General features: G+C 65.6%; 14 protein-coding genes. 7 read left to right on the plus strand and 7 right to left on the minus strand.

From position 1 onward, the window contains the following. Position 1 precedes the first annotated feature (1 nt). The 6 genes from DFK10_RS02515 (at position 2) to DFK10_RS02540 (ending at position 4,828) form a co-directional block, all read left to right on the plus strand. The gene (locus DFK10_RS02515) at positions 2-1,174 is read left to right on the plus strand and encodes a cytochrome P450 (protein ID WP_109386248.1); all 1,173 of its coding nucleotides are present in this window, start codon (positions 2-4) and stop codon (positions 1,172-1,174) included. Further along, entirely contained in the window at positions 1,159-2,406 is a 1,248-nt protein-coding gene (chrA, locus tag DFK10_RS02520; RefSeq protein WP_109386250.1) for a chromate efflux transporter, read from the plus strand. Before DFK10_RS02515 ends, chrA begins: the two co-directional genes overlap by 16 nt. 60 nt (positions 2,407-2,466) lie before the next feature. Beyond that, complete coding sequence (locus DFK10_RS02525) at positions 2,467-2,931, plus strand: SspB family protein (RefSeq protein ID WP_109386252.1); 465 nt, start codon at positions 2,467-2,469, stop codon at positions 2,929-2,931. Positions 2,932-3,024: 93 nt separating this feature from the next. After that, positions 3,025-4,428 (plus strand): class II fumarate hydratase, encoded by a 1,404-nt coding sequence (gene fumC / locus DFK10_RS02530; RefSeq protein ID WP_109386254.1) that lies wholly within the window; start codon positions 3,025-3,027, stop codon positions 4,426-4,428. Beyond that, the gene (locus DFK10_RS02535; RefSeq protein WP_109386256.1) at positions 4,425-4,601 is read left to right on the plus strand and encodes a DUF4169 family protein; all 177 of its coding nucleotides are present in this window, start codon (positions 4,425-4,427) and stop codon (positions 4,599-4,601) included. Before fumC ends, DFK10_RS02535 begins: the two co-directional genes overlap by 4 nt. Continuing rightward, positions 4,598-4,828, plus strand: a complete 231-nt coding sequence (locus tag DFK10_RS02540) for a ribbon-helix-helix domain-containing protein (protein ID WP_109386258.1) — start codon at positions 4,598-4,600, stop codon at positions 4,826-4,828. The genes DFK10_RS02535 and DFK10_RS02540 overlap by 4 nt, the downstream gene beginning before the upstream one ends. Here the strand turns inward: DFK10_RS02540 and DFK10_RS02545 are convergent. The 4 genes from DFK10_RS02545 to DFK10_RS02560 form a co-directional block, all read right to left on the minus strand. After that, on the minus strand, positions 4,816-5,043 hold the full coding sequence (locus DFK10_RS02545) for a hypothetical protein (protein ID WP_146193216.1): 228 nt from the start codon (positions 5,041-5,043) through the stop codon (positions 4,816-4,818). The genes DFK10_RS02540 and DFK10_RS02545 overlap by 13 nt on opposite strands. A 245-nt stretch (positions 5,044-5,288) precedes the next feature. Then, positions 5,289-6,656, minus strand: a complete 1,368-nt coding sequence (locus DFK10_RS02550; RefSeq protein ID WP_109386262.1) for a cytochrome P450 — start codon at positions 6,654-6,656, stop codon at positions 5,289-5,291. Further along, a complete protein-coding gene (locus DFK10_RS02555; protein WP_109386264.1) occupies positions 6,619-7,965 on the minus strand; it encodes an alpha/beta hydrolase family protein in 1,347 nt (448 codons plus the stop codon). Before DFK10_RS02555 ends, DFK10_RS02550 begins: the two co-directional genes overlap by 38 nt. A 78-nt stretch (positions 7,966-8,043) precedes the next feature. Next, on the minus strand, positions 8,044-8,802 hold the full coding sequence (locus DFK10_RS02560; RefSeq protein WP_109386266.1) for a cytochrome c biogenesis CcdA family protein: 759 nt from the start codon (positions 8,800-8,802) through the stop codon (positions 8,044-8,046). A 126-nt stretch (positions 8,803-8,928) separates the two neighbouring features. Here DFK10_RS02560 and DFK10_RS02565 point away from each other — a divergent pair, with 126 nt between their 5' ends. Further along, on the plus strand, positions 8,929-9,165 hold the full coding sequence (locus tag DFK10_RS02565; protein WP_109386268.1) for a sulfurtransferase TusA family protein: 237 nt from the start codon (positions 8,929-8,931) through the stop codon (positions 9,163-9,165). Positions 9,166-9,235: 70 nt separating this feature from the next. Here the strand turns inward: DFK10_RS02565 and DFK10_RS02570 are convergent, their stop codons facing one another. From DFK10_RS02570 to DFK10_RS02580, 3 genes are all read right to left on the minus strand, one after another. Next, positions 9,236-11,893 (minus strand): Rne/Rng family ribonuclease, encoded by a 2,658-nt coding sequence (locus DFK10_RS02570; protein ID WP_109386270.1) that lies wholly within the window; start codon positions 11,891-11,893, stop codon positions 9,236-9,238. Between the two features lie 414 nt (positions 11,894-12,307). Further along, the gene (locus DFK10_RS02575; RefSeq protein WP_109386272.1) at positions 12,308-12,973 is read right to left on the minus strand and encodes an HAD family hydrolase; all 666 of its coding nucleotides are present in this window, start codon (positions 12,971-12,973) and stop codon (positions 12,308-12,310) included. Then, on the minus strand, positions 12,970-14,304 hold the full coding sequence (locus tag DFK10_RS02580) for a sigma-54-dependent transcriptional regulator (protein ID WP_109386274.1): 1,335 nt from the start codon (positions 14,302-14,304) through the stop codon (positions 12,970-12,972). Before DFK10_RS02580 ends, DFK10_RS02575 begins: the two co-directional genes overlap by 4 nt. Positions 14,305-14,306 lie beyond the last annotated feature (2 nt).

Below are 14,306 nucleotides of genomic sequence, written 5' to 3' on the forward strand. Positions count from 1 at the left end.
CATGCAGCGGCTGCGACAATCCCCGACCGATCCCGATTTCGTCCAGAACCCCTACCCGTTCTACGACCGGGCCCGCGCCGGCGGCGACCTGTTCTGGTGGGAAGATTATGCCGCGGTCTGCGCGACCTCCTACGCGGCGGTCATGGCGCTGCTCAAGGATCGGCGTCTGGGCCGCGAGGTGCCCGAGGGCCACGCGGCCCCGATCCCGGACCGGTTGCGCCCCTTCTATGACATCGAGGCCCATTCCATGCTGGAACTGGAGCCGCCGCGCCATACCCGGCTGCGGTCTCTGGTCCTGCGCGCCTTTACCTCGCGGCGCATCATCGGCATGCGTGACGAGGTCGAGACCCTCGCACATGAATTGATCGACGCCTTTCCCCAAGGCGAATTCGACCTCCTGCCCGCCTATTGCCAGCGGATTCCGGTGATCGTCATCTGCCGCCTGCTGGGCGTCCCCGAGGCCATGGCGGACCAATTGCTGGCCTGGTCCACCGCGATGGTCGCCATGTATCAGGCTGGCCGCACCCCGCAGATCGAAGAAGAGGCGATGACTGCCTCCACGGAGTTTTCGAATTTCCTCCGAGGCTATATCGACGAGCGCCGCAGCCGCCCCGGCGAGGACCTGATAACCGAGTTGATCGCCGCCGAGGAAGCGGGCGAAAAGCTGTCCACGGACGAACTGATCTCGACCTGCATCCTGCTGCTGAACGCGGGCCACGAGGCCACGGTTCACGCCATGGGCAACGCGGTGAAACTGTTGATCGAACAGGATCACCGTCAGGTGGACGAGGAGGTGGTCGAGGAGTGCCTGCGTTTCGATCCGCCGCTGCATATCTTCGACCGTTGGGTTTACGAGGACGTGGAGCTATTCGGCCATCGGTTCCGGCGCGGCGACCAGGTGAAATGCATGCTGGGCGCGGCCAATCGCTGCCCTTTGACCTTCGAGGACCCGACCCGCTTCGCCCCGAAACGCGACGGTGTGCTGTCCACCAGCTTCGGCGGTGGCATCCATTTCTGTGTGGGCGCGCCGCTGGCGCGGATGGAATTGCTGTTGGGGCTGCGGGTGTTGTTCGATCGCTGCCCGGATCTGGCGCTGGCCGCGCCGCCCCGCTATGCGGATGTCTACCATTTTCACGGGCTTGAGCGGTTGATGGTCTCATGTCCCAACCCCTAGGCGCGCTGACCCGCGTCTTCGGGCGCATCGGCCTTCTGTCTTTTGGCGGACCGGCCGCCCAGATCGCCCTGATGCACCGCGAACTTGTCGAGGACCGCCCGTGGTTGACCGAGGCGCAATTCCTGCGCGCCCTGTCCTTCTGCATGTTGCTGCCGGGTCCAGAGGCGATGCAGCTGGCCACCTATGCGGGATGGCGGCTGCGCGGGGCGCCCGGCGGGCTGATCGCGGGCGGGCTGTTCGTGCTGCCCGGCGCCCTGGTCATCGCGGCGCTGGCCATGGCCTATGGCGCCTATGCCGACCTGCCGCTGGTGCAGGCCGGGTTCCTGGGGGTCAAGGCCACCGTTGTCGTCATCGTGATCCAGGCCATTCTGCGCCTGTCGGCCAAGGCTTTGATCGCGCCCGGCGCCAAGGCGCTGGCGGTGCTGTCCTTCCTGGCGCTGTTCCTGTTCAACCTGCCCTTTCCGCTGGTGATCGCACTCGCCGCGCTCTGGGGGGCGCTGCGGTATTCCGGCCCCACCCCGGACGGGGGCCAGCGCCCCGACCTGCGGCGCAGCCTGCGGCCGCTGGCGATCGGCGGCGCACTTTGGGCCGCACCACTGGCCGCCGCCGCGCTGGCCGGGCACAGTTTCCTGCTGTCCGTGGGTCTGTTCTTTTCCAAGTTGGCCGTCGTCACCTTCGGTGGGGCTTATGCAGTGCTGGCCTACATGACGCAGGAAGTGGTCACCGCCCAGGGCTGGATCACCACCGGGCAGATGCTGGACGCGCTGGGGCTGGCCGAGACGACGCCCGGGCCTCTGATCCTTGTCACCGAATTCGTCGGCATCACCGCCGGTTCGAACCTCGGCGGCGTCTGGCTGGGGCTGTTGGCGGGGCTGATGACGCTTTGGGTCACCTTCGTGCCCTGCTTCATCTGGATCTTCGCGGGCGCGCCCCTGATCGACTGGCTGGAACACCGCCCCCGGATCAACGCGGCCCTTTCGGCGATCACCGCCGCCGTGGTCGGTGTCATCGCAAACCTGTCGGTCTGGTTCGCGGCGCATGTGCTGTTCACCTCCGTCCAGACGCTCAATATGGGCCCGATGCAGCTTCTGGCACCGGACTGGGGCAGTTTCTCGCCGCTGGCCCTCGGTCTCGCCTGTTTTGCCGCCGCGCTGCTTTTTTGGCGAAAATGGTCTCTTTTGCAGGCGCTTGGGGCGACCACGGCGGCCGCCGTCCTCGCCGGTTTGTTCTAGGCCCTTTCCTCCCCTTCCGAATCCCGTATGCTGACCGAGACAGAGCAAAGGATCCCCCAAGTGACCCGCACCATCGACTACGGCAACCTGATGCACGAGGCCATGCGCGGCCTGATCCGCAAGGTGTTGCACGGGATCGAACAGGACGGCCTGCCAGGCCAGCACCATTTCTTCATCACGTTCGACACACTGCACCCGGACGTGGAAATCGCCGATTGTCTGTCCGATCGCTACCCCGGTGAAATGACCATCGTGATCCAGCACTGGTTCGACAACCTGACCGTGACCGAGGACGGCTTTGCCATCACGCTGAATTTCGGCGATGCGCCGGAACCGCTCTACATCCCCTATGACGCGATCAAGACCTTCGTGGACCCCTCGGTCGAGTTCGGCCTGCGCTTCGAGACCCAGCCCGACGAAGACGAGGTCGACGACGCCCCGATGGAGGAAATGGCCGAACCCGAGGCAGAGGATGAGGACCACCGGGACGCCGAGGTGGTCAGCCTCGACCAGTTCCGCAAATAGCCCCGAAATAGCGCTAACGCCGCATTCTGGCCGTTGCGGTCACAGGTTCGGGGCGGTATTTGGCATACAACGGCATACCGCAAGGACAGATCCATGACCAAGACCCGCCCAGAAACCCGCACCGAATCCGACAGCTTTGGCCCGCTTGAGGTCCCCGCCGACCGCTACTGGGGCGCCCAGACCCAGCGCAGCCTGATGAATTTTCCCATCGGCTGGGAAAAGCAGCCCGTGGCCATTGTGCGGGCTCTGGGTGTTATCAAGCAGGCCTGCGCGCAAGCGAACAAGGAAAGCGGCAAGCTCGACCCCAAGCTGGCCGATGCGATGATCCAGGCTGCCTCGGAGGTCGTCGCAGGCGAGCTGGATGACCATTTCCCCCTTGTTGTTTGGCAAACCGGGTCCGGCACCCAGTCGAACATGAACGCCAACGAGGTGATCTCGAACCGCGCCATCGAGATCCTTGGCGGTGAGATCGGATCGAAGGACCCGGTCCACCCAAATGACCATTGCAACATGGGCCAGTCCTCGAACGACACCTTCCCCACCGCCATGCATATCGCCACTGCCATGACGGTGCATGACACATTGTTGCCGGGGCTGGAAAAGCTGTTGGCCGGGCTGCGGGCCAAGTCCGAGGAATTCCGCGACATCATCAAGATCGGCCGCACCCATACCCAGGATGCCACCCCGCTGACCCTGGGGCAGGAATTCTCCGGCTATGCCCAGCAGATCGAGAACGGCATCGAACGCATCAAGCAGGCCCTCCCCAAGATCTACGAACTGGCCCAGGGCGGCACCGCCGTGGGCACCGGGTTGAACACCTCCAAGGGCTGGGACACCACCGTCGCCGCCAACATGGCCGAGATCGCCGGCCTGCCCTTCGTGACCGCGCCCAACAAGTTCGAGGCCCTGGCCGCCCATGACGCGATGGTCTTCATGTCCGGCGCGGTCAAGACCACGGCGATGGCCTGCTACAAGATCGCCAACGACATCCGCTTTCTCGGCTCCGGCCCCCGGTCGGGCCTGGGCGAGCTGATCCTGCCTGAAAACGAACCGGGCAGCTCGATCATGCCGGGCAAGGTCAACCCCACCCAGGCCGAGGCCATGACACAGGTCTGCGCCCATGTGCTGGGCAATGACGCGGCGATCGGCTTTGCCGGCTCGCAGGGCCATTTCGAACTGAACGTCTACAACCCGATGATGGCTTACAACCTGTTGCAGAGCATGCAATTGCTCGGGGATGCGGCGGACAGCTTCACCGAGCGGATGCTGATGGGTATCGAGGCCAATGAAGAGCGCATCGAAAAGCTGATGACCGAATCCCTGATGCTGGTCACGGCCCTTGCGCCGACCATCGGCTATGACAACGCCACCACCGTCGCCAAGACCGCCCACAAGAACGGCACCACCCTGCGCGAAGAGGCGGTAAAGCTGGGCTTTGTCGACGAAGAGACCTTTGACCGCGTCGTGCGCCCAGAGGACATGATCGGACCGAAATGAGCATCGTGAACCTTGGCAAGCATCGCAAGGCAAAGGCCCGGGCCGAGAAAAAGGCCCGGGCCGATGCGAACGCGGTCAAGCATGGACGCACCAAGGCGCAGAAGCTGCTGGACGCCGCGCGGGACGAAAAGGCGCGGCGTCACCTTGACCAGCACAAGTTCGAGGAAGAATGAGCGGCCGCCCGGTCAAGCATTCCCTGACCTTGCGGGGCCATCGAACCTCGGTCTCGCTGGAGGATGAATTCTGGCATGAGTTTCGACGCATCGCCGCCGAACGCGGTCAGACCATCAACGGTCTGGCCATCGAGATCGACGAGGCGCGTGGCGATATGGGGCTGGCCTCGGCCATCCGGGTTTTCGTGCTGCAGACGATCAGACGGGACCCGGCTCAGTCCTCGTAAAGCGCGGAGCGCACGCGGTTGAGCATCTCCACATCGTGGCGCTCGACCTCGGTCAGCAGTTCCTTGTCACGCTCATGTTCGGCAAGGCGTTTGAGTCGGCGTTCGTCGGCCACCGGTTCGGCGGCCTCACGGCTGGCACGGAAATGGCCCTTGGCCGCTTCCAGAAGTCGGGCGCCCATATTGCCCCGGGTCCGAAACATTTCGGTCATACTCATGCTACATTCCCCCAGATTGCGTGCTTTGAGTATCGACAAGGGCAGGAATGAGGCAAGATGGGGCCGCCTCAACCACAGCGCGACTCCGCAGAAAGGAATTTGTTAATAGCCTGTTATCATTTTCCTTTTTCGACCCAGGGCGGCACGAGTGCTGCCCTGCAAGTCAACGGACGCGCCGCCGGATCGTTGCAGTTGCAGCCACAATGTCCCGCAAAGCGGAGGCATGTTTCCCGCGCCTGAACGACTCAGGGCGAGCGCGGCTCCAGTTGCAGCCAGATCCCCTCGCGCGACCGCACGGTCAGATGCGCGACGGGCACCGGCACCCGCCCCTCGACGGCGCGCAGGCGATAACGGCGCAGCAACATCGACAACAAAAGCGGCCCCTCGACCATGGCGAAGCCCGCGCCGGTGCAAACGCGCGGCCCCGACGAAAACGGGATATAGGCATCGCGCTGGCAGGTCTTGCCGTTTTCCGTCGCCCAACGCGCCGGATCGAACCCGTCGGGGTTGTCCCAAAGCCGCGTATGGCGATGCAGGTGCCAGGGCGACAGCACCACCTGGCTGCCCACGGGCGCCGCGCGCCCGCGCATCTTCTCCGGGCAGGCCGTCTCGCGCACCATCATCGGCACCGGCGGGTAGAGGCGCAGCGCCTCGCGGAACACGTCGCGGCTGAGTTTCAGCTCTGACATGACCTTGAAATCGCAGCCACCCTCCAACGCGCGGGCTTCTTCGGCCACCTTGTCCTGCCAATCCGGGTACATCGCCATGAGGTAGAGCGTCCAGGCCAGGGCGCTGGCGCTTGTCTCGTGGCCCGCCAGAAAGAAGATCGCAACTTGGTCGACCATTTCGGCGGTGTCGAACCGTTCGCCGGTCAGCGGATCGGCGGTGGTCATGATCTTGGTGGCCAGGTCGTCCGGTGCCGTGCCCGCCGCGATCTCGGCCATGCGGTCACGGGTAAGCCGCGTGATCAGCGCACGGATCTCGCGCGCGGTGCGCTTGGTTTCGGCCTTGAAGAAGCGCGGCATCCAGCGCGGCCCGCGCAGGAACGCGGCGAGGTTCAGGATCGGCTGGGTGCGCTGATGCGCCTTGAACTGGTCGAAGACCTCGCGCGCGATCTCATGCTCGATCGGGATGGAGAACAGGGTGCGAAAGATCACGTCGGCGGCCGCATGGCTGGTCTCCGGCTCCACATCGAAGGGACCGCCCTGCCCGGCCCGACCGAACCGGTCCACCGCCGCCTCGCCCGCCGCCCACATCGCCGGAAAGGTGTCACGCAGCCGCCCGCCTTCGAAGGCCGGGTCGATGATGCGGCGCTGACGCTTCCATGTCTCGCCATTGGTCAGGAAGACGCTGTCGCCCAGAAGCGGCCGCAGCCCGGCGCCGACGCGGTCGGATTTCGGGAAATCCTCGGGCCGGTCCTTGAGCACCCGTTTCACCAGGTCCGGGTCATTGGCCAGGTAGGATCGGAAGAACGGCGTCCGGAATTCTGCCATCCACGCGCGATAGAGCTTGGCCGGCTGTGCCGACAGGATGTCCTGCCGAAACAGCCGCATGTAGCGCCAGAGCGAGACCTTGTCAGGCCGTGAGGGCGGTTTCGGCGGGATCGGCGTCATGGCCCATGCTTGTGTATTTCGAGGCCGGAACGTCAATACGGCTTTTCGACGGCGCGCGCCCCTCAAAGCGGCGGGCCAGGGTGCGGGGGCCGGCGGTGATGCGGAAATAATCGTAGTCGCCGGGCCGGTCGAAGGCGCAGAGATACTGGAAATGCAGCCGGAAGAACCGCCAGCGCAATGCCTTCCAACGCTCGGGTGACAGGGTCTGCGTGAAGGCGGCCGAAAGCACCAGCGGCCAGCGCTTGCCGGTCTCGGGGGCGACACCCGACACCGCCACCGGGTCACACAGTGCAAAGGCGCAGCCATCACCGGGCGCGGTCACGTCCACCCAGGTCAGCTCCTCGCGCTGAGACAGGTAATGCAGGTCGGCGCGCAACCGCTCGGCATCGGGCAGGAACGAGACCATCGGCACCACCTGGCCCAGGCTGAGGAAGGCCAGCGCCGGGCCGTCCTTGGGCACCTCGCCCGCGCGGATCATGTCGGCGAGGATCGACACCGCCAGATGCGCGCCCGAGGAATGGCCGACGACCAGCACCTCGTCCACAGGGTCTTGCAGGGCACGCGCGATCGTCGCGCGAAACTCGGCCATACGGACTTCCAGCTCGGGCGGGTTGGCGCCCAGCCAGCGGGCTGAAAACGCGTAGTCATGCATCAGGTAATAGGCGAAGAACCGGCCATCCCGGCGCTTGAACCATTGCAGGACGCGCCAGAAAACGAAGCCCCCGAGCGCCCACATCAGCACGATACGCGCGAAGACGAGGACCGAGAGATCCAGCGGCGGGGCATCGGGCGGTGTCGGCACCCAGCGCCCGATCGGGCCTGCAACGGCCTCGAACCCCGCAGCCAGCCCCCACCCCAGCAGCCGGGCCGCCAGAAGCCCCGCAAATATTGCCAGCACGGCCTGCAGGATCAGCATTCCCACCGGATAGAGCGCGGCGATGACCGGCCCCTTGCGCAGCCACATCAGGCGCCGCAGCGCACCGGTGCGGATATAGGTCCACGAGGTGCGCAGCAATTGCCAATAGGTGGCCGGAATGGACTTGCCCATGGACCGACGCACGATATCGGACCAGACCAGAACGTCGATCTCGGCGCGGGTTTCCTTATCGTCGATCCGGGCGTTGGTGGTCCAGCCGAAGTCCTTGCCCGCCGATTTCGGTGCAATAGAGATCTCGTAATCGGAAATCTCGGCCTGGGCCGCGGATTCGGTGCGGTAAAGCTCTCGGTAGCGGCGCGGGTGAATCGGGTCGTAGCCGGGGATGTAGAACACCCGGCGCCGCGCGACTTCACGATGGGTTTCACTGGTCATGGATCACGCCCGAAACTGCCTGCCCCGAAGTCTAGCCGCGATTTCTGGCAAAAATAAGGGCCCGCCGTGCCGGCCTTGTCAGCCCAGCGTGGCCAGCGCCGGAAAGGCTTCGAGCAGCCAGTAGCTGAAGGCGGTGAACTGGCCGGTGATCATCATGAGACCGACCAGCACCAGCAGCACCCCCGAGGTCTTCTCGATGGCGCCCATATGGCGCTTCATCCAGGCCATCACGCCGGTGAGGCTGGGAAAGAAGGCCGCGACCAGCAGGAAGGGAATGCCCAGCCCCACCGCGTAGGCCGCCAGCATGGTGACGCCCCGGCCGATATCCGCCTCGGTCGCCGCCAGCCCGAGGATCGCGCCCAGGATCGGCCCCAGGCAGGGCGTCCAGCCAAAAGCGAAGGCCAGGCCCAGCACATAGGCTCCCAGCGCCGAACCGCCCCGGTCGCCCGCATCGACGCGCAATTCGCGGTCCATGAAGCCGATGCGGTAGAGCCCGATGAAATGCAGCCCGAAACCGATGATGACCACGCCCGCCCCGATCAGCATCCAGTCCTGGTAGGCCAGCAACATGCGCCCCAGCCCCGAGGCAGCAGCCCCGAGCAGCAGGAAGATCGTGGACAGGCCCAACACGAAGAACAGCGCCGCACCGACCGCCTTGCGCCGCGAGGCCCGGTCGCCCTCGCCCATATCGGCCACGCTGACCCCGCCCATATAGGCCAGGTAGGGCGGCACGATCGGCAGCACGCAGGGGCTGAGGAACGACAGCACCCCGGCCGAGATCGCGATCAGAAGCGCGGGCAGCAGCGTGGCATCGAGAAAGGTTTCAGCGGCGAACATGGTGTCCTCTGGTCCGTTTCTCCCCAGATAGCGATTGTCGCGCCCAAGGTCACGCCACTCTTTGTCACAGGGGCGTCAGACCGTTGTAGCTGGACAAGGGGAGCTGTTTTGCCCCATTGGACGGGCATGAGCGCCGATGCGACCCTCGATGCCCGCGGGCTGAAATGCCCCCTGCCCGTTCTGCGGGCCGGCAAGTTTCTGCGCGAGATGGCGCCGGGCGACCGGTTGCGGGTTCTGGCCGATGATCCGGTCGCGGTGATCGACATCCCGCATTTCTGCCACGAGGCCGGGCATGACCTGCTGGAGCAGTCCGAGGCATCCGACCATCAGCTTTACCTGATCGCGCGCGGCCCCGATCGCTGACCAGCACCGTTTCCAAAAGAAAACCGCCGCGCGGTGAAGCGCGGCGGCTAGCTTTTCCCTTGGATGCGCTTCAGCGCCCCAGCGCCCACCAGCCGCGCCGCTTGGGCTTGGCCGGTTCCTCGGGCTTGTCCTCTGCCTTGGCCTCGGCTGCCACAGGCTCGGCGGGCTTCTCCTCGGCTGCCGGCGGCTCGGCCGGTGCCGGCTGTTCAGCGGCCTGAGCGGCCTCTGCGGGGGCCTCCTCGGTCTTCTTCTTGCGCGTCCGTGTCCGCTTGGGCTTCGGTTTGTCCTCGGCTTCGGGGGCCTCGGACGACGCGGCCGCGTCCTCGGCGGCGGGTTGCGCCTCGGGGGCCTCTTCCACCTTCTTCTTGCGGCTGCGCGTCCGCTTGGGCTTGGGTTTCTCTTCGGTCTCCGGCGCCTCGGAGGCTGCCTGCTCCATCGGGGCGGCCTCCTCGGGCTGGGCCTCGGGGGTCTCCTCGGTCTTCTTGCGGCGGCTGCGCGTCCGCTTCGGCTTGGGGCTTTCCTCGCCCTCCGGCGCATCAGGCGTCGCGGCCTCTTGCGGCGCCGCGTCCGCGGTCTTGCTATCCTCGGATGCGCCCTCGGCCTGCGGCTGATCGCCGTTCTGGCCTTCACCGCCTCCATTGCCCTTGCGGCGACGACGCCGGCGACGGCGCTTCTTCTTGGGTTGCTCCTCGCCCTCGACCGAAGCCTCGGGCTGCGGGGCCGGCTCGACCTCGTCCTCAACCTCGGCCATGACGGCCGTATCCGAGGAAATCACCGGTTGTTCCACCTCGGCCACGTTGCGGGTGGCCTGCTTGAACTTCTCAATCTGGTAATCGGGCGAAACCAGCGTCACATCGGCCTCGAGGCGCACGGACAGGCCGTATCGCGCCTCGATCTGGGCGATATGCTCGCGCTTCTGGTTCATCAAGTAGTTGACGATATTGACCGGTGCCTTGATCAGCACCTCGCGGGTGCGGCCCCGCACGCCCTCTTCCTCGACCTGGCGCAGGATCGCAAGCGCCACGTTGTCATCGGAGCGCAGCAAGCCGGTGCCGTGGCAATGCGGGCAAGGCTGCGTCGTGGCCTCCAGCATGCCGGGGCGCAGACGCTGGCGCGACATTTCCATCAGGCCGAAACCCGAGATGCGGCCGACCTGGATCCGCGCCCGGTCGGTCTTGAGCCGTTCCTTCATGCGCTTCTCGACGGCGGCGTTGTTCTTGCGCTCGTCCATGTCGATGAAGTCGATCACGATCAGACCGGCCAGGTCCCGCAGGCGCAATTGGCGTGCAACCTCGTCGGCGGCTTCCAGGTTGGTCTTGGTCGCGGTCTGCTCGATCGAGCCTTCCTTGGTGGCCCGGCCGGAGTTCACGTCGATGGCAACCAGCGCTTCGGTCACGCCGATGACGATGTAACCGCCCGAGGGCAGCTGCACTGTCGGGTTGAACATGTTACCGAGATAGCCATCGACCTGGTAGCGCGCGAACAGCGGCAGGCCGTCGGTGTAGTGCTTCACGTTGCGGGCATGGGACGGCATGATCATCTTCATGAAGTCCTTGGCCGTGCGATAGCCCACGTCGCCCTCGACCAGCACCTCGTCGATCTCCTTGTTGTAGAGATCGCGGATCGAGCGCTTGATGAGATTGCCTTCTTCGTAGATCGGCGCGGGGGCGATGGATTTCAGCGTCAGCTCGCGGATCTGTTCCCACAGGCGCTGAAGGTATTCGTAGTCGCGCTTGATCTCGGTCTTGGTGCGCTGCGACCCGGCGGTGCGAATGATCAGGCCCGCGCCTTCGGGCACGTCCAACTCGCCCGCGATCGCCTTGAGCTTCTTGCGGTCGGCGGCATTGGTGATCTTGCGCGAAATGCCGCCGCCACGGGCCGTATTCGGCATCAGGACGCAGTAGCGGCCCGCCAGCGACAGATAGGTCGTCAGGGCGGCGCCCTTGTTGCCGCGCTCCTCTTTCACCACCTGCACCAGCAGGATCTGGCGGACCTTGATGACTTCCTGGATCTTGTAGCGGCGCGGGCGCGGCTTGCGCACCGGGCGCACTTCTTCGCTGTCATCTTCGACGGCGACGCTTTCGATGCTGTCATCCTTGGCGGTGGCATCGCTGGCGTCGGGGCCGTCGTCGTCCTCGGCGGCGGCATCCTCGCCCTCTTCATCGGTTGCGGGGGTCTCCACCGGGGTCTCGGCCACGGTTTCCATGGGCGAGCTGCCTTCCTCGGCACCCGGCAGCACGCCGTCCAGCACCTGCATGCCTTCGATGTCGCCCGAAGTCTCCTCCTCGGGGGTTTCGACGGGGTTGCTATCGGGCTCGGCGCTGATCACAGCATCGGCACCCTCGGTCGCGGCGGGCTTCGGCTTGGCGCGGGACCGGCGGCGCTTGGGCTTGGGCTTTTCCTCGGCCTCGGCTTCGGCTTCGGCCTTCATGGCCTCGGCATAGGCCTTTTCCTCGGCCAGCAGCGCCTCACGATCCGCGGTCGGGATCTGGTAGTAGTCGGGGTGAATTTCCGAGAACGCCAGGAAGCCGTGGCGATTGCCGCCGTAATCCACAAAGGCCGCCTGCAGCGACGGTTCGACGCGCGTGACCTTTGCCAGATAGATGTTGCCCGCTAGTTGACGGCGGGACTGGGTTTCGAAGTCGAATTCCTCGACCTTGTTTCCGTCAACCACCACGACGCGGGTTTCTTCCGCGTGGGTGGCGTCGATAAGCATTTTCTTAGCCATGTTTTCCGTTCGCAAGACGCAACCGGCCCCGCCCCGGGGGGCGCGAGCGCGGAAACGTCTTGTCCAGTAGTGGCGATGATGCGCGCGGCGACGGCGGATGCAGGCCCTTGGGCCGCCCCTGTCCTGTCTGTCATGCTCGCGCCACGCATCGCGTTTCTTCTCCGACGGCCGAAATAAGCCGCCAATTCAATGGCCCGGCACGATGAGTTTCGAATCGTCGCGCCCGAGGGCTGTTCAAATGGCCCCACAACGCTGAGCCATATTCGCTGTCCGTGAAGGTCGGGTCTCTCTCCGCGGGTCCTTGACGGAAAATCCTACCGGACCCCAGGGCACACCGTCGTGCCAGCGATCCGTTCTCCTTACATAAGGGAGGCGCGGGGCAAATTACAATCTGAAACTGCCGATCCGACGAAATCAGCCCGGCAGATCGAACAGCGCCAGACCCTCGGCGAGGCTGTCGCAGACATGCTGGCCCAGTTCCGGAAGGGGCAAGCCCGCGGGGCGCAGGTCGGGAATCTGCACCGTGGTGCAGCCGGCGCGGACCGCGGCGGTGGTGCCGCTGTCACTGTCCTCGAAGGCCAGCGCCCGTGCCGGAGCGTGCCCCAACCGTTCTGCGGCCATCAGGTAGGGTGCCGGGTCGGGTTTGGTCGCCGGAACCTCGTCCCCGCCCAGCACGAACCTGAAATGCCCCAGCAGACCTGCCCGGTCGAGGTGATCGCGGGCCCGGCTGCCGCCGGTCGAGGTGACAACGGCCATGTCATGCCCGGCCGCCGCAAGCGCCGGGATGACCTCGGCCACGCCGGGGCGCAGCGCCACACCACCCGCCAGGCGGCGGTCGAAATTGGCCTCCATCGCGGCGACGAAACCGGCCATGTCCACCCCGGACCCGAGGAACGCGCCCGTCCGCGCCGTGGACTCGGCGCCGGATGTGCCCACCAGCGTCAGGAAGAATTCGCGCGCGGCATCCGCCGTCCGCCCCAGCCGTTCGCATTCCTCGACAAAGGCCGCCTGCACCACCCTTTCGGTGTCCAGCAGCAACCCGTCCATGTCGAACAAAAGGGCGCGGGGGGCCGTGTTCAATCCAGGTAATCCGAGCGTTGCAGGCCATACTTGGCCATTTTCTCGTTCAGGGTCCGGCGCGGCAGGGACAACTCTTCCATGACGCTGACAATCGACCCCTTGTGGCGGCGCATGGTGTTGTCGATCAGCATCCGCTCGAACGCCTCGACATATTCCTTGAGCGGCTTGCCCTCGGTCGTCATCGCCTGTTCGGGCACCTCTTCGTCGGCCATCAGTAGCGACGCGATCGACCCGGACCCCCGCCGGTTCTGCAGGACCGCGCGTTCGGCCACGTTGATCAGCTGGCGCACATTGCCCGGCCAGGGGGCCTGCAGCAATTGCGCCGCCTCCTGGGCGCTGACCTGCGGGGCGTCACAGCCGTATTCATCGGCGAATTGCTCGCTCAGCCGGGTGAACAACGTCAGGATATCCTCTCCGCGCTGGCGCAGCGGGGGCACGGTGATGCGCAGGGCGGCGAGGCGATAGAACAGGTCCGAGCGCAGCTCGCTTTCGCAGGTCTTGCCCTCGTCCTGAAGGTTGCAGATGGCTACGATCCGGGTTTCACCCGGCGTGCCCTGCTCGTTTATGGCGGTCAAAAGGCGGGCCTGGGTTTCCTTGCTCAGGGCCTCGATATCCTCCAGCACAAGCGTGCCACCGCGGGCCTCTTCCATGGCCGGGATCGGATCGTCCTGTTCCACCGGCCCAAACAGCCGCCGCGCCAGCGCGTCCTCGTCATAGGCCTGACAGGAGATCAGCACGAATTTCTTGTTGGCCCGCGCCCCCACCGCATGCAGCGCATGGGCCACAAGCGTCTTGCCGGTGCCGGTCTCGCCCTCGATCAGCACATGGCCGTCCGCCTGCCCCAGATCGAGGATATCCTCTTTCAGGCGCTCCATGACGGGGCTGGCGCCGATCAGCTTTTTCATCAGCGCGCCGCCATCGGAGAGCTCGCGCCGCAGGGCGCGGTTGTCCAGCGCCAGCCGGCGCAGGGTCGTGGCCTTCTTGGCCAGCTCGGTCATGCGGTCCGGATTGAAGGGCTTTTCGAGGAAATCATAGGCCCCCACCCGCATCGCCTCGACCGCCATGGGCACGTCGCCATGGCCGGTGATCATGATGACCGGCAGGGCGCTGTCCTGGCTCTTGAGTTTCTTGAGGAACTGCATCCCGTCCATGCCCGGCATGCGGATATCCGTCACCACGATGCCCGGGTAGTCGCTGCCGATGCCCTTGAGCGCCTCTTCGGCGCTGGCAAAGGCCTCGGTGTCATACCCCGACAGCGCCAGCCATTGCGAAATCGACTGCCGCATGTCCTGCTCGTCATCCACGATGGCGATCTTCATGGCCTGCGCCATAG

The organism is Salibaculum griseiflavum (assembly GCF_003129565.1).
Taxonomy (GTDB): Bacteria; Pseudomonadota; Alphaproteobacteria; order Rhodobacterales; family Rhodobacteraceae; genus Salibaculum; species Salibaculum griseiflavum.

Excerpts from the sequence above, each read along its gene's own strand:
- DFK10_RS02515 (WP_109386248.1), top strand. The coding sequence starts at position 2 with ATGCAGCGGCTGCGACAATCCCCGACCGATCCCGATTTCGTCCAGAAC.
- chrA (WP_109386250.1), top strand. The coding sequence starts at position 1,159 with ATGTCCCAACCCCTAGGCGCGCTGACCCGCGTCTTCGGGCGCATCGGC.
- fumC (WP_109386254.1), top strand. The coding sequence starts at position 3,025 with ATGACCAAGACCCGCCCAGAAACCCGCACCGAATCCGACAGCTTTGGC.
- DFK10_RS02535 (WP_109386256.1), top strand. The coding sequence starts at position 4,425 with ATGAGCATCGTGAACCTTGGCAAGCATCGCAAGGCAAAGGCCCGGGCC.
- DFK10_RS02540 (WP_109386258.1), top strand. The coding sequence starts at position 4,598 with ATGAGCGGCCGCCCGGTCAAGCATTCCCTGACCTTGCGGGGCCATCGA.
- DFK10_RS02545 (WP_146193216.1), bottom strand. The coding sequence starts at position 5,043 with ATGAGTATGACCGAAATGTTTCGGACCCGGGGCAATATGGGCGCCCGA.
- DFK10_RS02550 (WP_109386262.1), bottom strand. The coding sequence starts at position 6,656 with ATGACGCCGATCCCGCCGAAACCGCCCTCACGGCCTGACAAGGTCTCG.
- DFK10_RS02555 (WP_109386264.1), bottom strand. The coding sequence starts at position 7,965 with ATGACCAGTGAAACCCATCGTGAAGTCGCGCGGCGCCGGGTGTTCTAC.
- DFK10_RS02560 (WP_109386266.1), bottom strand. The coding sequence starts at position 8,802 with ATGTTCGCCGCTGAAACCTTTCTCGATGCCACGCTGCTGCCCGCGCTT.
- DFK10_RS02565 (WP_109386268.1), top strand. The coding sequence starts at position 8,929 with ATGAGCGCCGATGCGACCCTCGATGCCCGCGGGCTGAAATGCCCCCTG.
- DFK10_RS02570 (WP_109386270.1), bottom strand. The coding sequence starts at position 11,893 with ATGGCTAAGAAAATGCTTATCGACGCCACCCACGCGGAAGAAACCCGC.
- DFK10_RS02580 (WP_109386274.1), bottom strand. The coding sequence starts at position 14,304 with ATGGCGCAGGCCATGAAGATCGCCATCGTGGATGACGAGCAGGACATG.